At 72.7% G+C, this 22231-nt stretch carries 19 protein-coding genes; 12 read left to right on the top strand and 7 right to left on the bottom strand.

What is annotated here, in order from left to right; all coding sequences use genetic code 11:
* Positions 1-7 precede the first annotated feature (7 nt).
* From ACIBEJ_RS03095 to ACIBEJ_RS03085, 3 genes are read left to right on the top strand one after another with little or no spacing between them, the layout of a single operon-like run.
* Complete coding sequence (locus ACIBEJ_RS03095) at positions 8-496, top strand: SigE family RNA polymerase sigma factor (RefSeq protein ID WP_397180904.1); 489 nt, start codon at positions 8-10, stop codon at positions 494-496.
* A complete protein-coding gene (locus ACIBEJ_RS03090) occupies positions 493-1485 on the top strand; it encodes a hypothetical protein (protein WP_397180903.1) in 993 nt (330 codons plus the stop codon). Before ACIBEJ_RS03095 ends, ACIBEJ_RS03090 begins: the two co-directional genes overlap by 4 nt.
* A gap of 37 nt (positions 1486-1522) precedes the next feature.
* Positions 1523-2491 (top strand): LLM class flavin-dependent oxidoreductase, encoded by a 969-nt coding sequence (locus tag ACIBEJ_RS03085; protein WP_397180902.1) that lies wholly within the window; start codon positions 1523-1525, stop codon positions 2489-2491.
* A 45-nt stretch (positions 2492-2536) separates the two neighbouring features.
* Here ACIBEJ_RS03085 and ACIBEJ_RS03080 read toward each other — a convergent pair whose 3' ends face one another.
* The gene (locus ACIBEJ_RS03080; protein ID WP_397180901.1) at positions 2537-2770 is read right to left on the bottom strand and encodes a hypothetical protein; all 234 of its coding nucleotides are present in this window, start codon (positions 2768-2770) and stop codon (positions 2537-2539) included.
* 346 nt (positions 2771-3116) lie between these two features.
* Here ACIBEJ_RS03080 and ACIBEJ_RS03075 point away from each other — a divergent pair, with 346 nt between their 5' ends.
* The 5 genes from ACIBEJ_RS03075 (at position 3117) to ACIBEJ_RS03055 (ending at position 9628) form a co-directional block, all read left to right on the top strand.
* Entirely contained in the window at positions 3117-4190 is a 1074-nt protein-coding gene (locus tag ACIBEJ_RS03075; protein WP_397180900.1) for a hypothetical protein, read from the top strand.
* Positions 4187-5875: a GNAT family N-acetyltransferase gene (locus ACIBEJ_RS03070; RefSeq protein ID WP_397180899.1), complete on the top strand. Its 1689-nt coding sequence runs from the start codon at positions 4187-4189 to the stop codon at positions 5873-5875. The genes ACIBEJ_RS03075 and ACIBEJ_RS03070 overlap by 4 nt, the downstream gene beginning before the upstream one ends.
* Before the next feature lie 27 nt (positions 5876-5902).
* Positions 5903-6970, top strand: a complete 1068-nt coding sequence (locus tag ACIBEJ_RS03065; protein WP_397180898.1) for a glycosyltransferase family A protein — start codon at positions 5903-5905, stop codon at positions 6968-6970.
* A gap of 78 nt (positions 6971-7048) precedes the next feature.
* Entirely contained in the window at positions 7049-8230 is a 1182-nt protein-coding gene (locus ACIBEJ_RS03060) for a S8 family peptidase (RefSeq protein ID WP_397180897.1), read from the top strand.
* Between the two features lie 9 nt (positions 8231-8239).
* On the top strand, positions 8240-9628 hold the full coding sequence (locus ACIBEJ_RS03055; protein WP_397180896.1) for a tetratricopeptide repeat protein: 1389 nt from the start codon (positions 8240-8242) through the stop codon (positions 9626-9628).
* Between the two features lie 2 nt (positions 9629-9630).
* Here ACIBEJ_RS03055 and ACIBEJ_RS03050 read toward each other — a convergent pair whose 3' ends face one another.
* The 4 genes from ACIBEJ_RS03050 to ACIBEJ_RS03035 are packed head-to-tail and all read right to left on the bottom strand — an operon-like array spanning position 9631 to position 13898.
* Complete coding sequence (locus tag ACIBEJ_RS03050; protein WP_397180895.1) at positions 9631-10974, bottom strand: alpha-L-fucosidase; 1344 nt, start codon at positions 10972-10974, stop codon at positions 9631-9633.
* Between the two features lie 11 nt (positions 10975-10985).
* Positions 10986-11819 carry a carbohydrate ABC transporter permease gene (locus ACIBEJ_RS03045; protein ID WP_397180894.1) on the bottom strand — a complete coding sequence of 278 codons (834 nt, stop codon included), beginning with the start codon at positions 11817-11819 and terminating at the stop codon, positions 10986-10988.
* Positions 11809-12645: a carbohydrate ABC transporter permease gene (locus ACIBEJ_RS03040; protein ID WP_397180893.1), complete on the bottom strand. Its 837-nt coding sequence runs from the start codon at positions 12643-12645 to the stop codon at positions 11809-11811. The genes ACIBEJ_RS03045 and ACIBEJ_RS03040 overlap by 11 nt, the downstream gene beginning before the upstream one ends.
* On the bottom strand, positions 12642-13898 hold the full coding sequence (locus ACIBEJ_RS03035) for an ABC transporter substrate-binding protein (RefSeq protein ID WP_397180892.1): 1257 nt from the start codon (positions 13896-13898) through the stop codon (positions 12642-12644). The genes ACIBEJ_RS03040 and ACIBEJ_RS03035 overlap by 4 nt, the downstream gene beginning before the upstream one ends.
* A gap of 89 nt (positions 13899-13987) precedes the next feature.
* On the opposite strand from ACIBEJ_RS03035, the gene ACIBEJ_RS03030 reads away from it, so the two are divergent.
* The 4 genes from ACIBEJ_RS03030 (at position 13988) to ACIBEJ_RS03015 (ending at position 20594) form a co-directional block, all read left to right on the top strand.
* The gene (locus tag ACIBEJ_RS03030; RefSeq protein WP_397180891.1) at positions 13988-15103 is read left to right on the top strand and encodes an ROK family protein; all 1116 of its coding nucleotides are present in this window, start codon (positions 13988-13990) and stop codon (positions 15101-15103) included.
* A gap of 489 nt (positions 15104-15592) precedes the next feature.
* On the top strand, positions 15593-19225 hold the full coding sequence (locus ACIBEJ_RS03025) for a hypothetical protein (RefSeq protein WP_397181989.1): 3633 nt from the start codon (positions 15593-15595) through the stop codon (positions 19223-19225).
* Positions 19226-19236: 11 nt separating this feature from the next.
* Positions 19237-20052: a PIG-L family deacetylase gene (locus tag ACIBEJ_RS03020; RefSeq protein ID WP_397180890.1), complete on the top strand. Its 816-nt coding sequence runs from the start codon at positions 19237-19239 to the stop codon at positions 20050-20052.
* On the top strand, positions 20052-20594 hold the full coding sequence (locus ACIBEJ_RS03015; RefSeq protein WP_397180889.1) for an RNA 2'-phosphotransferase: 543 nt from the start codon (positions 20052-20054) through the stop codon (positions 20592-20594). Before ACIBEJ_RS03020 ends, ACIBEJ_RS03015 begins: the two co-directional genes overlap by 1 nt.
* 71 nt (positions 20595-20665) lie before the next feature.
* Here the strand turns inward: ACIBEJ_RS03015 and ACIBEJ_RS03010 are convergent, their stop codons facing one another.
* Positions 20666-21475: a sugar nucleotide-binding protein gene (locus ACIBEJ_RS03010; RefSeq protein ID WP_397180888.1), complete on the bottom strand. Its 810-nt coding sequence runs from the start codon at positions 21473-21475 to the stop codon at positions 20666-20668.
* 33 nt (positions 21476-21508) lie between these two features.
* Positions 21509-22165, bottom strand: a complete 657-nt coding sequence (locus tag ACIBEJ_RS03005) for a permease-like cell division protein FtsX (RefSeq protein WP_397180887.1) — start codon at positions 22163-22165, stop codon at positions 21509-21511.
* Positions 22166-22231: the final 66 nt, after the last annotated feature.

The raw sequence follows: 22231 nt of genomic DNA, 5'->3' as shown, positions 1-22231 counted from the left end.
CCACCTGGTGGCAGACAGATCGATTTTCCCTGAGTTCGTGAACGCGCGCTCGGACCACCTCCTCCGCACCGCCTACCTGCTGACGAGTGACTGGGCCCTGGCCGAGGACCTGCTGCAGGAAGCGCTGGCCAAGGCGTGGTTCGCCTGGCCGAGGGTGGAGGAGCCGGAACCGTACGTGCGCCGCGTCATCGTCACCACGTACACCTCCTGGTGGCGGCGGCGCTGGAGGCGTGAGCTGCCGAGCCACGACCTGCCCGAGACCGGGCACCCCGACGCCACCGGCGGCGTCGACGAGCACGACTCGCTGTGGCGGGCGATCGGCCGGCTGCCCGCCAGGCAGCGGGCGGTGATCGTGCTGCGCTTCTACGAGGACCTGTCGGTCGCCGAGACGGCGCAGGCGCTCGGCTGCGAGGCGGGCACGGTGAAGAGCCAGACGGCCAAGGCCCTGGCCAAGTTGCGGGTGGACGAATCGATCGTGAAGGAGTTGCAGCGATGACCGTGCAGGACCTGCGGGAGGTGCTCCGCGAGCACGGTTCGGCCGCGCCGCCGCCCAACCCGGCCCGCCGTACCCAGATCGAGGCCCGCATCCGCCGCAGGCGGCTGCGCAGGACCGCGGTGGCGGGCGGCGCGATCGCGGCAGCCGTCGCGCTCGCCGCGGCCCTCATCCCCGGTACGGCGGAGCGGCCCGCCCCACCGGTGGCCGTCAAGCCGGCGCCGCTGCCGGAGACCTTCACCTCACCGGACGGCACCCAGTACCGCAGGCTGGCCGCCACGACCGTGGTCACGCCGGGCAGGACGAACATCACCCTGACCCTCCCGCTGACCGGCAACCCCGTGGACCTGGCCGCCACGTGCGAGGGTCCCACCCGGAACATCGTCACACCCACCGTGGCGGTGGGCGGCCTGATGAGGCAGGGCGACCTGGGAGGCTGCACCAAGGAGACGCAACTCCTCGGCCTGGAGGTCCCGAAGGGCGCGGGCAAGGCCGAGGTCGTCATCGACATCGTGCGGCCCGGTTCGGCCTGCTGGCAGGACAAGCCGGGCGGGCGGTGCGTGGAGCGGAAGCCCGAGCGGGCCGTCTGGTCGCTGGCCTTCTACGAGTGGATCCCGCCCGCGCAGCCGGTGTCGCCCGCGGCGCCGCGCCCCCTGCCGAAGGCGCTGGGCACGATGAAGCTCAGCAGGACCGAGTCGGGGACCTGGCCGGAGCAGGACACCGTCACCTTCCGTACGAACGGCGGCAAGATCGGCATCGAGAAGATCTGCACCGGCGACCTGGCCGGGCGGCTCACGTTCACGGTGGCCGTCAACGGCGAGGACACCGGCACCGGCGGCACCTGCGCGGTCTGGAAGCGGGACCCCTTCCCGTGGGGGATGGCGCTGCACACGCTGCCGAAGGGCAGAACCTCGACCGTCACGCTCAAGCTGCGCATGAAGGGCGCCCACCATGACCGGCCGGTGCGCTGGTCGGCGGGGCTGTACCGGTAGGCGGAAATCTTTCCCGCGGTCAGGTGTTGCACCAAGGGTGACTCGTTACTCGATCCTCGACCGCTCGCTCGTCCGCGCCGGACAGGATCCGGCGCGGGCGCTGCGGGACACCGTTAGCTTCGCCCAGCAGGCCGAGGAGCTGGGCTACCACCGCTTCTGGGTCTCCGAGCACCACAGCGTGCCCGGCGTGGCCGGATCCGCGCCGACCGTGCTGGCCGCCGCCGTGTCGGCGGCGACCTCGCGCATCAGGGTCGGCACCGGCGGCGTCATGCTGCCCAACCACCGCGCGCTCGTGGTGGCCGAGCAGTTCGGCGTGCTGGAGTCGCTGTACCCGGGGCGCGTCGACATGGGACTCGGCCGCTCGGTGGGGTTCACCGGCGGCATCCGCAGGGCGCTCGGGCACGGGCTGGCCGACGCCGACGACTTCGGCGAGCGGCTGGAGGAACTGCTCGGCTTCTTCACCGGCAAGCAGCAGACCTACCCGGGCGTCCACGCGATTCCGGCGGAGGGGCTGCGGCCGGAGGTGTTCGTGCTGGCGATGGGGGCCGGGGCGGACATCGCCGCCGCGCACGGGCTGCCGATGGTGATCGGGAACGGCGCCCGGATGGCGGAGGCGGTCGCGCGCTACCGGGCCGGGTTCCGGCCAGGTGAGTGGGCGGCGCGGCCGTACGTGATGGTGGCGGCGAACGTGGCGGTCGGCGAGACGGCGGCCGCGGCGGCGTACCTGCAGGTGCCGGAGGCCTGGGCGACGGCGGTGTCACGGACGCGTGGCGCGTTCCCGCCCCTGTCGCCCGCGGCGGAGATCCTCGCCGCGCAGATGAGCGAGCGTGAGCGGGGCTACCTGGAGGAGGCGCGGGCCGGGCAGATCCACGGCACCGCGGGAGAGGTGGCACTGGCCCTGGAGGACCTGGTGGAGCGGTCGGGGGCCGATGAGGTGCTGGTCACGATGAACACCTACGACCTGGACGAGCGTCTGGACTCCTATACGCGGCTGGCGCGGCTGTAGCCGCCACCCGAGATGGGCGCTGCGGGGTTGCGCCCATCTGCGCGGTCACGGCCCGAGGGCCAGGGCCACCTGCGCGAGGAGCGCCACGGCCAGCGCGCTCAGCGCGACGGCGGCGATCAGGACGAGAACGATGCGCAGGAGGAGGGAGACGGCCTTCGCCACCTGGCGGACGGCGAAGAGCATCGCCCAGACGGACGCTACGGCGAGGAGCGAGAGCAGACCGCGGGCCGCTGCCACTCCTTCTGGGCTGGCGGTGGTGAGGAGGATTACGGTTGTCATGGAGTTCCCCGGTGTTCGAGGCGCCGATGGGACCTTACGAGTGCGGGCACTCCTGGCGATCGTCTGCCGCGACCCGGGAGTGCCTGCGTGTTCGCAGGGGGTGCTGCGCCCGCGTCTGGCCGGGCGGGCGGTGCGCGTGTCTGCTTCATGGTTAACCTTTACCTAATCTTCACTTCTTCTCCTGAAGAGAGAATTCCCACGCTGACCGCGCGAAAAACCTGCGCCTGCGGGGCTCCTGGTCCTACGATGACGCGCATGCCAGTGAACTGGCCAAACGAACTACTCGCATCTGGACGCCAGTAGATGTTTACTTGGAGACTGAAGTTCAGATGAAGGGTGTTTGCTGATGGAGCCGAAGGACGACGCCGTCCGGGTCCTGGCGCAACGGCTGAAGTCGCTCCGCACCCGGCGCTGGCCGGGGGTGAAGATCACGCAGCCGATGCTGGGCGAGGCCCTGGCCCGAGGTGGCCGCCCGCTCAGCTCCGGCCTGATCAGCTCCTGGGAGTCGGCCACGACGCCGAAGGCGCCGCCGCTGGCGCGCCTCGACGACTACGCCACCCTGTTCTGCACTCAGCGCTCGATCCAGGACGGCGAGCTGCGCCTGCTGCCGGTCTCCGAGCTGACCGGCGAGGAGCTCGCCGAGCGCGGGCGCATCCGAGCCGACCTGGTCAGCCTGCGCAACGACACGCTGCACGAGCCGGCCAGCCCCACGGCCAACCCGTGGGACTTCCGCGACGACCGGCCGATCACCATCATCTGCGGCAGCCTGCCCGCCGACCTCACCGAGAGCCTCAAGAAGTACGTCGACCCCGACGACCCCGACTACATGGAGCTCTACACCTACGCCGACATCGACGCCCTCTTCGAGCTCCACGGCCACCTGCGCGCGCTCAACCCGGCGAGCACGGTCCGCGCCCGCCGGGTCGACACGGTCTCGCCGACCGAGGACTTCGCCGGCCACGTCGTGCTGCTGGGCGGGGTCGACTTCAACCCGCGCACCGCCGACGTGCTGGCCGACCCCGAGATGCCGGTCAAGCAGGTGGCCGAGTGGCGGGCGGGCCGGGTCTACTTCGAGGTCGGCGACGAGCACTACCCGCCGACGCTGGAGACCGGGGCCGACGGGCGGGAGATCCTGGTCGAGGACGTGGCCCACTTCTACCGAGGGCCCAACCCGCTCTACCAGAGCGGCACGCTGACCATGTGCAACGGGATGTTCGGGCGCGGTACGCTCGGCGCCGTGCGCGCGCTGACCGACCCGGCGCTGGCCGACGCCAACAGCGAGTACCTCAACACCCGCTTCGCGGGCGAGGAGAGCTTCAGCCTGATCACCCGGGTCCTCGTCATGGGCGGCGCCGTGCTCACGCCCGACTGGCGGCTGGCCCGCAACGTGCTCCACGAGTGGCCGGAGGCGGCGGGGTGACCCGTCACCACCACGCTTGCCACCGGCACCTCCTGGCGACCGACCCCCGGCCCGCCGGGACCGCGCGGGTCGACGCGATCATCGTGCCCACGGTGCGGCCGCCGGCGTACCTGCGGGACGCGGCGGCGGTGGCGGAGCGGCTGGACTGCCCGCTGGTCACGTTGTCGAGCGGGCGCTACACCTCGGCGGCACGGATCGCGCGCGGGCTGGGCGAGCTGGGCGTGGAGCTGGTCGCCGTGGACCTGTCGCGGCACAAGCCGCTGCCCTCGCCCGTCCACGGCCCGGAGATCCTGCGCTCCACCCCGCTCGACGGCCGTGCCGACACCGCGGCCAAGCGCAACGTCGGCATGCTGCTGGCCACCATGGCCGGCTGGGAGAACGTCGTCTTCCTCGACGACGACGTCGTGGTGCCCGACCCGGCCGACCTGTCCAGGGCGGCGGCGCTGCTGGGCTCCTACGACCGGGTGGCGCTCACGCTCGGCGGCTTCCCCGACAACTCGGTGCTCTGCCACGCCCACCGCGACAACGGCGGCGCCGGCCAGACCTCCTTCGCCGGGGCGGGCGCGATGGCGGTGGCGGCGGCCAGGGCTCCCGCCTACTACCCGGCCGTCTACAACGAGGACTGGTTCGACCTGCTCGGCGACGACGGCGGGCTGCGGCCGACGGCCAGCACCGGCGCGGCCCTGCAGCGGGAGTACGACCCCTACGGCACGCCCGAGCGGGCCAGGCGCGAGGAGTTCGGCGACGTGCTCGGCGAGGGCCTGATGTGGCTGCTCGACTCGGGCGTGTCCTGGCAGGCCGCGGACCTCGACCACTGGCGCGAGGTGCTGCGCCGGCGGCGCAGGTTCGTGGAGGACCTGCTGCTCAGGGAGCGCAGGGCGGCGGCGCGGGCCGCGCTGCTGGCCGCCCGCGAGCAGCTCAAGCTGATCAAGGCCCGCGCCTGCCACCGCTTCGTGGAGGAGTGGGCCGTGGCCAGGAAGACCTGGCAGGCCGGCCTCGACGCGCTGCCGACCGGGCTGACGACCGCGCGGGCCTGCGCCGAGCTGCGGGAGCGGCATCCGGAGCTGGCCGTGCACCACCACGAGCGGCGTCCTGCCCGCTTCACGCTCGGCGACCCGCCCGGTACGGCGGCGCCGTACGCGGTGCGCATCCCCCGTCCCGAGGGCGGGCTGGTCAGGTTCGAGCGGCTCACCGAGGCGGACATCCCCGCGCTGGTGGAGTCCTTCGGGCAGCGGCCCTACTTCGTGCGGGCGCTTGCCAGGCAGGACAGCGGCCACGGCATCCTGATGATCGCCTGGGACCGCGAGCGGGCCGTGGGCACCGTCTACATCTGGCTGGAGAAGGCGGAGGAGAAGCGGCTGCGCCGCCGGCTGCCCGGCACTCCCCTGCTCATGCACCTCGACCTGCTGCCCGAGTACCGCGACACCGGGTTCGGCACGATGCTGGTCTACGTGGCCGAGCAGAAGCTCATCGAACGCGGCCACTCGACGGTGGCGCTGGGCGTCGATCCGGACAACACGCAGGCGTACCGGCTGTATCTGCGCCTGGGTTACCGCAAGTGGAAGCACTCGCCGCTGCCGACGACGGAGGAGATCCTCCACGAGGACGGGACAAGCGAGCGCAAACCAGACAGATGTCACATTCTTTACAAGACTCTTTCTCCGTTCCCGTCATCATTGCGATGATGGGAGCTTCGTGGGAAAGAGGCTTCTTTGTCACCTGACCATCACGGCTCACATCGCAAGCTGCTCTCCTCCCGAACCGCTCCCGCGCGTACGGGGCGGATCGACGCCATCGTCATCCCGACGGCGCGCCCGCCCGCCTTCCTCGACCACGCCGCCGACCTGGCCAGGCAGCTCGGCTGTCCCGTGGTCGCCCTGTGCAGCGGTTCCCGCACCGCCGCGGCCCAGGTACGGCGGCGCCTGCCCTGGGTGATCGCCGCCGACTTCCCCGGGCCGGGGCAGCTCCGGTTACCCGGCTTCGCCACCTCGCGCGTGCTGCCCCACTCCTTCCAGCGACCCGGCGACCTGGCGGCCAAGCGGAACGCCGGGCTGCTGCTGGCCAGGATGATGGGCTGGCGCAACCTGGCCTTCCTGGACGACGACATCGTGGTCTCCTCCCCCGGCGACCTGCGCTCGGCCGCCGCCCTGCTGGAGGAGCACGGCGCGGTGGCCCTGGCGGTCTCCGGATACCCGGACAACTCGGTGGTCTGCCACGCCTACCGGGACGTGGGCGGCGACCAGGACACCTTCGTGGGCAGCGGCGCGCTGGTCGTCGACACGGAGCAGGCGCGCTCGTTCTTCCCCGACGTCTACAACGAGGACTGGTTCTTCGTCCTCGAGGTGCCCCGGCTGGCGGTGACGGGCCAGATGTGGCAGGCGCCGTACGACCCCTACGAGAGCCCGGAGCGCGCCCGCGACGAGGAGTTCGGCGACGTGCTGGCGGAGGGCATCTTCTGGCTCCTGGACGACCGGCGGCCGGTGAGCGAGGCGGATCTGGCGCACTGGCGGACGTTCCTGCGCCGGCGCCGCAGCTTCATCGAGCACATCCACGCGCGCCTCGGCCAGGCGGACCCGGGTAGGCGGGCGGCGATGGAGGAGTCGCTGCGCGCGGCGCTGGGACGGCTGACGCGCATCACGCCGGAGCTGTGCGTGCGCTACCTGGACGCGTGGCGCGAGGACCTGCTGGTCTGGCGCGAGCATCTGCGGGAGCTGCGCCCGGCCGGTTCCGTGGAGGAGGCGCTCGGCGCCCTGGGCGTGACGGACCTGGTCACGCGCTGAGCGCTGAGTAGGGCCTACTCATGCGGTGCCCGCCGTCCTCGCCCACGCTTGGCCCATACCTTCGGAAAGGCGGAAGTGATGGGCGACAGATACGTCGTGCTGCGGGACCTGGCCAGGACGTTCACCGCGGGCCCGCTGGAGGCGCGGCGCGAGGCCGGCGGGCCGGGTGAGCCGCATCTGGAGACGCTCGACCTGACCAAGGGGGAGGCCCGCGCGCTGGCCGCGGAGCCGGACGTGGCGGCCGTGGCCAGGTCGATGCCGACGGCGCTGCCGGTCGACGTGGACGGCGCGGCGCCCGCGGCGCCGACCGACGTGACGTGGGGTGTCGCGGCGGTGGGGGCGCCGGGATCCACCAGGACCGGCGAGGGGTCGCTGGTCGCGGTGCTGGACTCCGGCATCGACGCCGAGCACGCGGCGTTCGCCGGGATGGAGTTCGTGCAGAAGGACTTCACCGGCGACGGCAACGGCGACAAGCGCGGCCACGGCACGCACGTCGCGGGCACCGTGTTCGGACGGCCGGTGGAGGGCATCAGGATCGGCGTGGCCCCGGGGATCGGCCGGGCGCTCATCGGCAAGGTCATCAGGGACGCCGGGGGCGGCACCACCGACGCGCTGCTCCAGGCCATCCTGTGGGCGGCGCAGGAGGGCGCGGACGTGATCACGATGTCGGTGTCGTTCGCGTTCACCAAGGCCGTCGAGGAGGACGTCGCCGAGGGGGTGCCGGTCTTCCTGGCCACGGCGCGGGCGCTGGAGGGCTACCGCGCCAACCTGCGGCTGTTCGACTCGCTGATGCGGATGCTCGCCGAGCGTTCCGCGGTGGACAAGGGCACGGTCGTCGTGGCGGCCACGGGCAACTCCAGCATGCGGGAGGTGAACCCGGCGTTCGAGGTGGGCGCCGAGCTGCCCGCGGCGGCCGACGGGGTGCTGGCCGTGGGCGCGCTGCGGCAGGTGGAGGGGCTACTGGACGTGACGCTGTTCTCCAACACGTTCGCGGACGTGTGCGCGCCGGGCAAGGACGTGTTCTCGGCCAGGCTGGGCGGCGGGCTGGCCGCCAAGAACGGGACGAGCATGGCGGCGCCGCACGTGGCGGGGGTGGCGGCGCTGTGGTGGCAGGCGTTGCGCGAGACGCTGCCCGCCACCTCCGTGACGCGCGCGTCGATGGTCACCAACCGGCTGCTGGCCGCGGCCACCCTCGCCGGTTTCGTGCCGGAGTCCGACCTGGCCGACGTCGGCGCGGGCCTGGCGCTCTGCCCGCCGTAGTTTGGAGTCATGACCACCGACCAGCACGGACTCGCGACCACCGGCTCCGCCGCCGCCGTACGGCACTACGACCGGGCCGTCGACGCGCTGCTGCACTTCCGCGTCGAGGTGGACGCGCACGCGGCGGACGCCGTGGCGGAGCGGCCCGGGTTCGCGATGGGCCAGGTGCTCTCGGCCTACCTCGGGCTGCTCACCACCGAGCCCGACGACGCCAGGGCGGCCCGCGAGCGCTTCGCCCGCTTCCGCGCCGGCGCCGACGAGAGCCTCCTGCTGCCCAGGGAACGGGCCCACGTGGCGGCGGTGCAGTCCTTGCTGGACGGCGACTTCCGCACCTGCGGCAGGCGGCTGCAGGCGATCACCGAGGAGCACCCGCGCGACGCGCTCGCCCTGGCCACCGGCCATCAGGTCGACTTCTTCACCGGCGACGCCCGCTCGCTGCGCGACAGGATCGGCGGCGCGCTGACCGCCTGGACGGCCGACGACCCGCACTACGGCCACGTGCTGGGCATGTACGCCTTCGGGCTGGAGGAGGCCGGCCACTACGACCGCTCGGAGGAGGTGGGCCTGCGCGCGGTCGAGCTCAACGCCCGCGACGTCTGGGGCATCCACGCGGTCGTGCACACCTACGAGATGCAGGGCCGCTTCGGCCAGGGCGTGCGCTACCTGGACGCCCGGCTGGACGACTGGTCCACCGGCACGTTCTTCAACGTGCACAACTGGTGGCACTACTCCCTGTACGCGCTCGAAGCCGGAGACACCGGGCGGGCGCTGGAGATCTACGACGCCGTGCTGGCCGGCGGCCAGGGCGTGATGGAGCTGCTCGACGCCGCGGCGCTGCTGTGGCGGCTCTACCTCGAAGGCGACGTACGCCACGAGCGCTGGCGGGCCCTGGCCGACGCCTGGGCGCCCAAGACGGGCGAGGCGTTCTACGCGTTCAACGACATGCACGCCGTCATGGCCTACACCGGCTCGGGCCGCCTCGCGGAGGCGGACCGGCTGATCGCCGACCGGGAGCGTTACCTGGCCGGGCCGTGCCCGGGCGTCACCAACCAGGAGATGACCGCCCGGGTGGGCCTGCCGGTCTGCCGGGCGATCGCCGCCTTCGGCCGCGGCGCGTACGACACGGTGGTGGACCTGCTGTATCCGATCCGGCACCGGATCAACGAGTTCGGCGGCAGCCACGCCCAGCGCGACGCCGTGCAGAAGACGCTGCTGGAGGCGGCGCTGCGCGGCGGCCGTGGAGACGTGGCCAGGGTGCTGCTGAGCGAGCGCATCGGGGTGCGCCCGTGCAGCCCGTTCAACTGGCTCAAGCAGGGCGCGCTGGCCGACCAGCTCGGCGAGCGGGCCGCCGCTGCCGCCGCCCGCCTCAAGGCCGGCGAGCTGGTACGGCAGGCGTGAGGTCAGGGCGCCCGCAGGGCGAGGACGGCGGCCGGCAGCCCGCGCAGTCCCTCGGGAATCTCGACGTTGCCCGAGGCGTCGACCAGGGCCGCCTCCCCCTGCTCCCACGAGCCCGTCGCCCGCGCCGCCTCGACCAGGTCCCCGGCCAGCGTCAGCGCCCCGGCGCCCGGGTCCAGCGCGATGACGTTGAGCGTGCCGTCGGGCCGTACCGTGTAGCGCACCGGCGGGCCGGCCGGTTCGGCGTGCCGTACCCAGGGGCGGGTGCCGTAGACGGCGGCCCCGAAGACCCGCAGCCACTCCCCCAGGAACCGCAGCCGCTCCACCTGCTCGGCCGGCAGCGACCCGTCGGCGTGCGGGCCGATGTTGAGCAGCAGGTTGCCGTTCTTGGCGACGGTGTCCACCAGCAGGTGCACCACCTCCTGCCGCCCCAGCAGGTGCCGCTCGTCCTCGGCCCGGTTGTAGCCGAACGACTGCCCGAGCCCGCGCGTGGCCTCCCACACCCACGGCGAGGTGCGCGACTCCGACTGGTACTCGCGGGTGCGGTAGCCGAGGTGCGCCACCCCCCACCGGTCGTTGACCACGCCGTCGGGCACGCGCGCGTAGTAGCGCGCGAACAGCTCGCTCAGCCCGTACGGCCCGCCCGCCTTGGCCGAGTCGGGCCAGTCGATGTCGTTCCACAGCAGGTCGGGGGCGTGCCGCTCGACCAGCTCGGCCACCTGCTCGAAGGAGTAGCGGGAGAACGCCTCGTCGTTGCGCCGCAGCGTGAACAGGTCGGTGAGCGAGCGGATGGGCGGGAAGTTCGACACGTGCCAGTCGAGCGCGCCGGAGAAGTAGAAGCCCAGCCGCAGCCCGGCCGCGCGCGCCTGCTCGGCCATGGCGCCCATGAGGTCGCGGCGGGGGCCGCGGCGGGCGCTGTTGAACGGGGTCGTGGCGGTGTCCCAGAGGCAGAAGCCGTCGTGGTGCTTGGCCGTGGGCACGACGTAGCGGGCGCCGCAGTCGGCGAACAGGCGCATCCATCCGGCCGGGTCGAACGCCTCGGTGGTCCAGACGTCGGCCAGGTCCTCGTAGGAGACGCCCACGCCGTACCTGCGCTCGTGGAACTCCTGCGCGGGCGAGCCGGGGACGCGGACGGTGTTGGCGTACCACTCGGCGTACTGGTGGTGGCTGTATTCGAGCTCCGCGGGCACGTTCTGGCCCGGCAGCCGGGGGCTGGCCCAGCCGGGCACCGAGTACAGGCCCCAGTGGACGAACACGCCGAACTTGGCGTCCCTGTACCACGCGGGAACCTCCCGCGACGGGTAGGTGACGCCCAGGTCGGGCCCGACGCGGCGGTCGAACTGCAGCAAGACCGATCCTTTCAGCGGCCGGCCAGGCCGGCGGTGGCGATGCCCTTGACCAGGTGCTTCTGCAGGGCGATGAGCAGCAGCAGGGTCGGCAGGATGGAGACGATGGAGGCGGCCATGACCAGGTGCCACTGGTTGCCGTTCTGGCCGAAGAACAGTTGCAGGCCGAGCGGGACGGTGCCCCGCGCGCTCACGTCGTTGATCATGATGAGCGGCCACAGGAAGCTGTTCCAGTAGTTGATGAAGGTGAAGACGGCCAGCACGCCGAGCGCGGGCCTGGCCAGCGGCAGCATGATCTGGCCGAAGATGCGCAGCTCGCCGGCGCTGTCGATGCGGGCGGCCTCCTGCATCTCGCGCGGCACCGAGCGGAAGAACTGGCGCAGCAGGAACGTGCCGAACGCGGTGAAGGCCCACGGGAAGATCAGCGCCTGGTAGGTGTCCACCCAGCCGAGCGACTGCATGAGGATGAACATGGGCACGACCAGCACTTCCTGCGGCACCATCAGCGTGGCCAGGAAGATCAGGAAGACGCCGTCGCGCCCGCGCCAGCGCAGCGCGGCGAAGGCGTAGGCCGACAGCGCCGAGGCGGTCAGCACGACGAGCGTGCCGACGCCGGCGACCAGCACGCCGTTGAGGATGTAGCGCTGGAAGGGCACGTAGGTGAAGACGTCGGCGAAGTTCTGCCAGCGGATCGAGGAGCCCACGAGCGCGCCGGGGTCGGAGAAGGTCTCCCCGGCCGGCTTCAGCGCGGTGGCCACCGCGAAGATCAGCGGGTAGAGGAAGGCCAGCGTGACCGCGGCCAGCAGGACGTGCGAGACGGTGCTCTTCAGCGGGCTCCTAGCTTTCATAGTGCACCCACCGCTTCTGCCCGAGGAACTGCACGAACGTGACGGCCAGGATGATCGCGAACAGCACCCACGCCGCCGCGGCGGCCAGGCCCAGGTCGCGGGACTGGAAGCCGGCCTGGTAGACGTTCATGACGAGGGTCTCGGTGGCGTTGCCGGGGCCGCCGGCCGTCAGGATGTACGGCTGCGTGAAGACCTGCAGCGCGGTGATCACCGTCATCGTGGCGGCGAAGAACAGCGCGGGCGAGATCAGCGGCAGTTGCACGCTGACCAGGCGGCGCAGGCCGGTGGCGCCGTCGAGGGCGGCCGCCTCCAGCACCGGCTTGGGCATCTCGTTGATCGCCGCGGAGAACACGATCATGTTGTAGCCGAAGCCCTGCCACACACTCATCGCCACCACCGACAGCAGCGCCGTGCGGCCGTCGGCGAGCAGGTTCGGCTCGGTGCCGACGAGCTGGAACAGCAGCTTCCAGATGACCGCGTTGGCCACCATCGGGGTGATCGCCGGGATGAAGAACAACACCCGCCACAGGTTCTGCCAGCGCGAGTTGCTGATCCAGAAGGCCAGGCCGAGCGCGAGCAGGATGTTCAGCGGCACGTACAGGCCGGTGAAGACGAACGTGTTGCGCAGCGCGGCCAGGAAGTCGGGGTCCTCGCCGAACAGGTAGCGGAAGTTGTCGAGCCCGATGAACTCGCTGCCGCCCAGCATCGGCCAGTCGAAGAAGCTCATGACCACGGCCATGCCGACGGGGAACAGCGTGAACAGCCCGAGGCCGAGCACGCTCGGGGTGGCGAACCCGAGCGCGCTCCACGTCTCGCGAGTCCTCACTGGCCGCGTGCTCCCTGCTGCTGGATCGTGGCCAGGGCGTCCTTGGGCGCCTGGGCCCCGGTGTAGACCTGCAGGAAGTACTGGGCCATGAGCTTGTTGACGTTGTCCCAGTTCTTCGTGGTGAACAGCGGGATGCCGCCCTCCAGCCCGTCCCTGACCGCCGCCATGCCGGCCTTGACGTCCTCGGCCTTGCCGGTGTTCTGCTTGACGAGGAAGTCCTCGTAGCCGGCCTGCTGCTCGGTGCGGGCGGGGAAGCCCCGTCCGACGCCCGCCAGGTACGCCTGGGCCTCCTTGCCGGTCAGCGTCTCGACCGCCTTGATCGCCTCGGCCTTGTACGGGCAGCTCTTGGCCACGCCGAAGCCGGAGCCCGCGACATAGGTCTTGGAGCCGCCGGAGCCGGCGGGCAGCGGCGCGAGGCCGACCTTGAACTTGGCGTCCTTGATGTGGGAGCCGAGGTTCCAGGAGCCGTCCACGGCCATCATGGCGTTGCCGTTGACGAACTGCGTCTCGCCCCAGCCGCCCTCGGCGGAGGAGGCGGGCACGCTGGCCGCCTTGTCCTTGGCCAGGCCCGCGTACCAGGTGAGCGCGTCGGTCATCGGCTGGCCGTCTATCTGCAGCTTGACGTCCTCGGTGACCGGCGCGGCGCCGTTGTAGGACAGCAGCAGCGACAGCGTGTGCAGGTCGGAGAAGGACATGCCGAACCCGGCCTTGCCGCCGGTCGCGAGCGTCTTGACGGCTTTCTCGAAGTCGGCGACGGTCCAGCCCGCCTTCGGCTCGGGCAGCCCGGCCTTCGCGAAGGCGTCCTTGTTGTAGTAGACGAGCATCGAGGCCAGGTCGTACGGCAGGGCGAGCTGCTTGCCGTCCACCGACAGCGCCTGCAGGGAGGCGGGCTCGAAGCCCTGAGGGGCGGTCAGCGGCTCCATGAGGTCGGCGTAGGCGCCCAGGCGCAGGCTCTGCATGGAGACGATGCACGCCTGCTTGCCCGCGGCGAACTCGGTCTGCAGCTTGGTGAAGTAGTCGTTGAACGGCGCGGTGCGCAGCGCGATCCTGATCTTGGGGTTCTGCTGGGTGACGAGCTGGGCGAGGTGGTCGAGCTGGGCCTTCTCGTCCTCGCTGCCCGCCCACATCTCCCAGTCGAGGGTGACCGTGCCGTCGTCCTGCTTGGCGCCGCCCGCCGTACCGGATGCGCCGCCACCGCCACAGGCGGTGGCCCCGAGGACGAGCGCGAGCCCCGCTGCAAGAAAGCCCTTCATGTGCGGTTTCCTTAATTTCGGCGACGAAATTATTATGGTCCGGGACCCTAGGCTTGGTCGGCCGAGGACGTCAAGGGGCAGGAGGAACATTGCGCGAAGATCTGGTCAGGGCGGAGATCCTGGCCATGCTCGGGCGGGAGCCGCTCAACCGCTCGGAGATCGCGGCCCGGCTGGGGCTCGGCGCGGCCACCGTCACCGAGCACACGCGGAGGCTCATCGACCTAGGCTACCTGCGGGAACTCGCACCCCAGGTGAGCGGGCGCGGCCGGCCGAGGGTGCCGCTGGAGGTGCTGCCCGACGCCGCCTACACGCTCGGCCTGCGCGTGCACCACACCCACGTGGTGGGCGTGCTCATGCGGCTCAACGGCAGCGAGGTGCGCCGTTTCACCCTGCCGTTCGACCCCCGCCACGAGCCCGTCGAGCAGCTCGCCAAGACCTGCCTGGAGGTGCTCGGCGAGCCGGGCACGGGCGAGCGGGTGCGCGGCGTCGGGCTCGCCGTGCCGGGCGTGATCGACCCCGCCAAGGGAGTGGTACGGCTCTCGCCGCACCTCGGCTGGTCGGACCTGGCGCTGCGCCCCCGCCTGGCCGAACTGCTGCCGGTGCCGGTGCTCATCGACAACGACACGCGGGCCAGCACCACGGCGGAGCTGCTGTTCGGCACCGGGCGCGACCACGACGACTTCCTCGTGCTGGCCGTCGGCGGCGGCGTCGGCATGGGCATCGTGCTCGGGCGGCGGGTGCACCGGGGGCCGGACGGCGTGGCCGGCGAGTTCGGGCACGTGCCCGTCGATCCGCACGGGCCGCCGTGCGTGTGCGGGCGGCGTGGCTGCGTGGAGACCTACGCCGCGGACTACGCGCTGGCCGCGCGGGCGCTGGAGCGCGGGCTGACCTCGCGGGCGGTGGCCGTGGACGAGCTGCACGCGCTCGCGCTGGCCGACCGGCCGGGGATCCGCGACCTGATGGCCGAGGCCGGCGCCACGCTGGGCCGGGCGGCGGCCGGGATCGTCAACGTGCTCGCGGTGCGGGCCCTCACGGTCATCGGTGAGAGCCACGTGCTGTGGCCCTACCTGGAGCCGGGATTCCGCCCCGCGGTGGAGGGCGGAGTCCTGTCGGGCCTGGAGATCTCGGTGCGGCCGTGGGACGACAGCGCCCACGCCAGGGGCGCGGCCAGCCTGGTGCTGGCGGCCACCGTCGCCGCCCGCTGACCTGGGCAAGGGCGGGGCCCCGTCGGCCGAGACCTGCGCCGGGGCCACGGGGGCCGCCTGCGCCGGGCCGGCGAGTCCCAGGAGTGCGGCGAAGGCGACGAGGGCCACCGCGAGGTCTCTTCATGGTCATGTCTGCTCGTTTCCGTTCGGTGTTCCGGCCGGTCTCAATCCGCTTTTCGCGAACGCCTCCTTTCTGCGTGGACCGCTCTGTATGGGAGTAAAGGCATTGTTCGCTCCCACGCCCTGGACACCGAACATCAAGCGCTGAACAATGAACCCCGCGGCCAACCGACAAGGAGGGCGACGATACCTCGCCAGGAACGCCCGCTCGATCCGGCTGACGACGGGTTATCGCGGTTCGCGGCCGAACTGAGGAAACTCAGGGAAAAGGCCGGGACGCCGTCGTACCGGGAACTCGCCAAACGCGCTCATTACTCGGCCAGCACCCTTTCTGAGGCGGCCGGCGGCCGTAAACTTCCGAGTTTGTCGGTGGCGCTGGCTTATGTCGCCGCGTGCGGCGGGGACCTCCGGGAATGGGAGGCCCGATGGCACGCCCTGGCCGACGAACTGGCGCCGCCGGAGCCGGCCGAGGAGGTGGCGGCGCCGTACCTGGGGCTGGCCACCTTCGGGCGGCGGGACGCCGCGCGCTTCCACGGCCGCGAGCGGCTGGTGGAGCGGGTGCGCACGATGGTGGCGCAGCGCAGGTTCGTCGCGGTGCTGGGAGCCTCGGGCTCCGGCAAGTCGTCGTTGCTGCGCGCGGGGCTGCTGCCCGCCCTCGCCGGGCGGCCCTCGCTGGTGCTGACGCCCGGCGCCCATCCGCTGCGCGAGTACGCGACCGGGCTGGGCGCGATGCTCGGCGTCGCGCCCGGCGGCCTGCTCGGGGACCTGACCGCACGGCCGGCCGCGCTCGGCATGCTGACCGGGCAGATCGTGGCCAAGGAAGGTTCCGAGGACGACTTCGTGCTGGTCGCCGACCAGTTCGAGGAGGTCTTCACGCTCTGCCAGGACCCCGCCGAGCGGGCCGCGGCCATCGCCGCGCTGGTCACCGCGGCGGACGATCCCGGCAACCGCACCCGCGTGGTCATCGGGGTGCGCACCGACTTCTACCACCACTGCGCCCAGCACCCGGCGCTGGCCGAGGTCCTCCAGGACGCGCAGGTCCTGGTCGGCCCGATGACGGCCGAGGAACTCCACCAGGCGATCACCCAGCCCGCCGTCGACCTCGGCTACCGCGTCGAGACCGCGCTGGTCTCCCGGCTGGTCGCCGACGCCACCGGGCAGGCCGGCGTGCTGCCGCTGCTGTCCCACACGCTGCTGGAGACCTGGCGGCGGCGCCGCGGCAACACCGTCAGCCTGGCCGGATACGAGGCCACCGGCGGGATCGAGCGGGCCGTCGCGCAGACCTCCGAGGCCGTCTACGCCGCGCTCGGCCCCACCGGGCGGGCGCTGGTCCGGCAGATCTTCCTGCGGCTGACCGCGCTCGGCGAGGGCACCGAGGACACCAAGCGCCGCATCTCCCGCGACGAGCTCGACCACCCGCAGGCCGCCGAGGTGCTCGAGGCGCTGGCCCGCGCCCGGCTCATCACCCTGCACGGCGACGCCGTGGAGATCGCGCACGAGGCGCTGATCAGGTCCTGGCCCCGGCTGCGCGGCTGGCTGGCCGAGGACCGCGAGGGGCTGCGCGTGCACCGCCAGATCACCGAGGCCGCCGAAGCGTGGGAGGAGGAGTCCAGGGACCACGCCGCCCTGCACCGCGGCACCCGCCTGGCCCTGGCCCTGGAATGGGCCGCCGCGCACCGCACGCTGCTGTCACCGCGCGAGCGCGACTTCCTCGCGGCCAGCGCCGCCGCGGCGGCCGAGGACCAGGCCGCGGCCCGCCACCGCGCCAGACGGCTGCGGCGGCTCACGGCGCTGCTGGCCGTCCTGGTGTTGCTGACCACCGCCACCACGATCTACGCCGTCCGCTCCGAGCAGGCCGCCACCCGCCAGCGCGACCTCGCCCTGTCGCAGAAGGTCGCCGCCGGGGCCGACCGGCTCCGCCAGACCGATCCCGCCCTGTCGGCGCAGCTCAGCCTGGCCGCCTACCGCCTGTCGCCCACCGAGGACGCGCGCAACAGCCTGCTGCGCGTCTTCGCCACCCCCTACGCCGTCCGCATCACCGGGCATACCGACCGGGTCAACGCGGTGGCGGTGAGCCGGGACGGCCGCACGCTGATCAGCGCGAGCCGCGACCGGACCGCGCAGCTCTGGGACGTCACCCTGCCGCACCGGCCGCGCCGCACCGCCGTGCTGGCCGGTCACCGCGGCAACGTCAACGCCGCCGCCTTCAGCCCCGACGGCAGGCTGGCGGCCACGGCGAGCTGGGACCACACGGTCCGGCTGTGGAACGTGGCCGATCCCGGGCGGGCGGCGCCGGCCGTACTGCCGCACGACGCCAACGTGAACGCGCTCGCCTTCAGCCCCGACGGCCGGTTCCTGGCCACGGCGAGCGACGACCGCGTGGTGCGGGTGTGGGACGTCGCGGAGCGGCGCCTCGCGGCGGGCCTGCGCGGCCACGGCGCCGCCGTGGTGTCGGTGGCCTTCAGCCCGGACGGCCGCACGCTGGCCAGCGGCAGCTTCGACCACACCGCCCGGCTGTGGGACCTGTCCGGCCCCGGCCGGCCCGTCGCGGCATCGCGCGGCCAGGCCGGACAGGTCGCGCTGCGCGGGCACGCCGGGCCCGTGGCCTGGGTCGCCTACCGGCCGGACGGGCGACTGCTCGCCACGGCGGGCAACGACGGCGACGTCCGGCTCTGGCAGGTGGACGGGACCCGCGCGCCGCGCGGGCTCTCGCGCGTCGGCGACCACGAGGACATCGTGCGCGCGGTCGCCTTCAGCGCCGACGGCCGCACGCTCGCCAGCGCCGGGCACGACGACAACGTCCGCCTGACCGACGTCGCCGACCCGCGGCGGCCGAGGGCGCTGACCACGCTCGGCGGGCACACCGGCAACGCGGTCTCGGCCGTGTTCGCGCCCGGCGGGCGGATGCTGGCCTCGGCCAGCGACGACTACACCGTGCGCCTCTGGGACCTGCCCTATCCCGCGCTGACCGGCCACACCGACGGCGGCGTCTACTGGCTGGCCTTCAGCCCCGACGGCCGCACGCTCGCGACCGTCGGCGAGGACCGCGCGCTGCGCCTGTGGGACGTGGCCGAGCCCGGCCGAGCCCGGCAGCGCGCCGTCCTGACCGGCCACGAGGCGGCCGTGTGGGGCGTGGCCTTCAGCCCGGACGGCGCCGTCGCGGCCACCGCCGCCTACGACCGCACGGTCCGGCTCTGGGACGTCGCCGCCGCCCGCCCGTACGCGCTGGCGACGCTGACCGGCCACACCGCCAACGTCAACGCCGTCGCCTTCACCGCCGACGGCGCGATCCTGGCCAGCGCGAGCCTCGACACCACCGTGCGCTTCACCGACGTACGCGACCCGCGCGACCCCCGCCCCGCCGGAGGGTTCACGGCCGACGCGGAAGGCGTCAACACGCTCGCCTTCAGCCCCGACGGCCGTACCCTGGCCACCGCGGGCTGGGACCACGACGCCCGGCTGTGGAACGTCGCCGACCTGAGCCGCCCCGTCCCCCTGTCCACGCTGACCGGCCACGCCGACGGCATCAACGCCCTGGCCTACAGCCCCGACGGCCGCACGCTGGCCACCGCGAGCTTCGACCGCACCGCGCGCCTGTGGGACGTCTCCGACCCCGCCCACGCCCGCGCGCTGGCCACGCTCGCCGGGCACACCGGCAGCGTGTCCATGGTCGCCTTCAGCCCCGACGGCCGCCGCCTGGCCACCGCGGGCAACGACCGCTCGCTGCGCCTGTGGGACCTCACCGACCGGCGCCGCCCCGTGGAGATGGCCGCGCTCGGCGCGCACGCCGACGGGGTCTCCTCCGTCGCGTTCAGTCCCGACGGTCACACCCTGGCGACCGGCAGTCACGACCGCACGGCGCTGCTCTGGGAGACCAGCACGGTACGGCTGGCCGCCCGCCTGTGCGAGGCCGCCTTCCCCCGGATCACCGCGGCCCAGTGGGCGACGCACTTCCCCGGCCTGCCGTACCGGCCGCCCTGTTCTGTCACCCCCGCCGAGTAGGCTCCACCCCCATGGACCAACTGACGCTGATGGCCGTGCACGCCCACCCCGACGACGAGGTCCTGAGCACCGGCGGCGTCCTCGCCCGCTGTGCCGACGAGGGCATCCGCACCATCCTCGTGACCTGTACCAACGGGGAGCAGGGCGACGGTCCCGGCGGGGTGAAACCGGGCCAGGACGGCCACGACGCCGCCGCCGTGGCCAGGCAGCGGCTCGACGAGCTGCGCGAGTCGGCCGGGCACCTGGGCATCACCCACGTCGAGCTGCTCGGCTACCAGGACTCCGGCATGGACGGCTGGGACGCCAACCACGACACCTCGGCCTTCGCCAACGTGCCGGTCGCGGAGGCCGCCGCGAAGCTGAGCGCCCTGATCGAGAAGTACCGGCCGCAGGTCGTCGTCACCTACGACGAGAACGGCGGCTACGGCCACCCCGACCACATCCAGGCCCACCGCGTCGCCGTCGCCGCGGCGGAGAGCACCGGCATCCCGGCGAAGTTCTACTACACCGCCATCCCCCGGGCGCGCATGCGCGAGATGTTCGAGCACATGAAGGCGGCGGGCGTCGACTTCGGCGACGACTTCGACTTCGACGCCGACTTCGGCACCCCCGACGAGCTGATCACCACCGTCGTGGACGTCTCCCAGGGGATCGAGCGCAAGCTGAAGGCGCTGCGCGCGCACGCCAGCCAGGGCGACAGCATCTTCGTCCTGCAGATGCCCGAGGAGGCGCAGCGCATGGCGTTCTCGCACGAGGCGTTCATCCGGGTCAGCTCCACGGTCGAGGCCCCCGAGCACGAGGACGACCTGTTCGCGGGGCTGCGCTGATGGACGAGCGGCGGCTGGTGCGCGTCTCGAAGTACCTGTCCAGGCACCTGCGTCACGACCCCGGCCGGATCGGCCTGGAGCTCGACGCCAATGGCTGGACGGACGTCGAGGCGTTGCTGGCCGCCGCCGCGGCCCACGGCTTCTCCATCACCCGGCAGGAGCTCGACGAGGCCGTGGCGAAGAACGACAAGCGCCGCTTCACCGTCGAGGACGGCCGCATCCGCGCCAACCAGGGCCATTCGGTCCCCGTCGACCTGGACCTGCCGGTCGCGACGCCGCCGGACGTGCTCTTCCACGGGACGGTGTCCCGGGTGCTGCCGGCCATCAGGGCCGAGGGCCTGCGCCCGATGAACCGCCACCACGTGCACCTGTCCCCCGACCGCGAGACCGCCCGGCGCGTGGGCGCGCGCCGCGGCCGCCCGGTCATCCTGGTCGTGGACGCGGCCACCATGCACGCCGGCGGCCACGCCTTCCACCTGACCGCCAACGGCGTCTGGCTGGCGACGGCGGTGCCTCCGGCGTACATCAGCTTCCCCGCCTGAACCGGGACGGTTCGCAGCACCAAAACCCCTCCTGATTTTGCGCTGTGTCGGTTCTGGGGATCGGTTCGGTGTCAGCGGAGGAACTCGTGTGCGCCGCGCAGTCTGGTGCGCAGGCGGGCCTGGGTGCGGTGGCAGTCCAGGCGCACCTCCAGCGGTCCGCGCAGGTTCGTGTCGGTGCGGCGGCCGGACGGCAGGCACGCGGGGTCGAGCCCGTCGCGGCGGGCCACCAGCCGTCCCAGCTCGTGGCGGCTGACCGCGTCCGCACCGGCGGCGTGGTGGATCCCGGCCTGGTCGTACAGCTCCAGGAGGGCGGCGGCGAGGTCGGCGACGTGCACGGGGCAGCGCACGTCGTCGGTGAACAGGACGCCCTTCCCGCCCTCGGCCAGGGTGTGGACGAACGCCTCGTGTGAGGAGTCACCGTCCCCGACGATCAGGGAGGTGCGCACGATGGCCGCCGCCGGGACGATCGCGCGCACCGCCACCTCGGCCGCCGCCTTCGCCGCGCCGTACGGGCTGATCGGATCGGGAACGGCGTCCTCGGCGTAGCCGGCCGCCTCGCCGGAGAAGACGGCGTCGCTGGACACGTGGACCAGCAGTCCCCCGGAGGCGGCCACCGCGGTGGCCACGTGCGCGGCGCCCACCGCCGTCACCTTCCAGTCGGCCGGACGGTAGGCGGCGTTGACCACCACGTCGGGGCCGTACCCGCCGATCCGCCGGGCCACGGCGTCCGGGTCGCGCACGTCAAGCTCCAGCCACTCGACCCCCGGCACCTGTCCCGGCCGGGTCATACAGGTGGCGGCCACCTGGTGGCCGCCCGCCACGGCCTGGCGGGCCACCTCCCTGCCGAGAAAGCCGCTGCCGCCGACCACGATGATTTTCATGGTTGGCCACCGTAGCCGCCGGGCGCGGACGGATCAGTGCCGCACGACCTCGTCCACGCCGGGAAGGCCCTTGAGCGCCGAGACGACCGGGGCGAGGTCCACCGGATCGGCCAGCACGAGGTGGAAGCTCTCCCCGATGGCGGGCGTGACGATCTTCTGCTCGACCGTGGTGCTGGTGTAGGCATTCCCCCAGTCCCTGATCGCGTGCTCCCGCGGCTCGAGGTAGATCCTCCGCACGCTCTGGAGGGTGCGGAATGCCTCGAAGACGGCGTCGCGCTCACGGTCGGTCGCCTGCCCGCGCCCTTCGCAGCCGCCCACGTCGTTCCGCGGGGGGCAGAGCCGGACGCGCGCGTGAGCTTTGCCGGGCCAGAAGCCGGTCCTCAGCATGGCGACCATGGAGACCCCGGGCAGCTTCTCCACGCGGGCGGCGTACTCCTGCTTCAGGACCCGGATCTCGACCTCGAAGGATTCCGGCATGTCGGCCCTCCTGGCGGCCGACCTCAGCGCTTCGTTGTGGCGGTAGTCCTCGCGAAACTGGCGCAGCGCTTCGTCCTGGTCCACGAACCGCACCATGGAAGCTTCGGGCAGCCGCTTGAGGGCCGCCGCGATCGTCCGCTTCTGCTCCGCGGTCACCGCCCTGCCACGGCATCTCTCATGGGCATCGTCGTCCATGCACAGGAACACCATCATGGTCCCGGACCTCGGCCACTCGGCCTTGGGCGGAGGCAAAGGCGCCGCACATGATCCCGATCCCGC

It is taken from the genome of Nonomuraea sp. NPDC050790 (genome assembly GCF_044456745.1).
Lineage (GTDB): Bacteria > Actinomycetota > Actinomycetes > Streptosporangiales > Streptosporangiaceae > Nonomuraea.
This window is presented reverse-complemented; position numbering and strand designations above follow the sequence as displayed.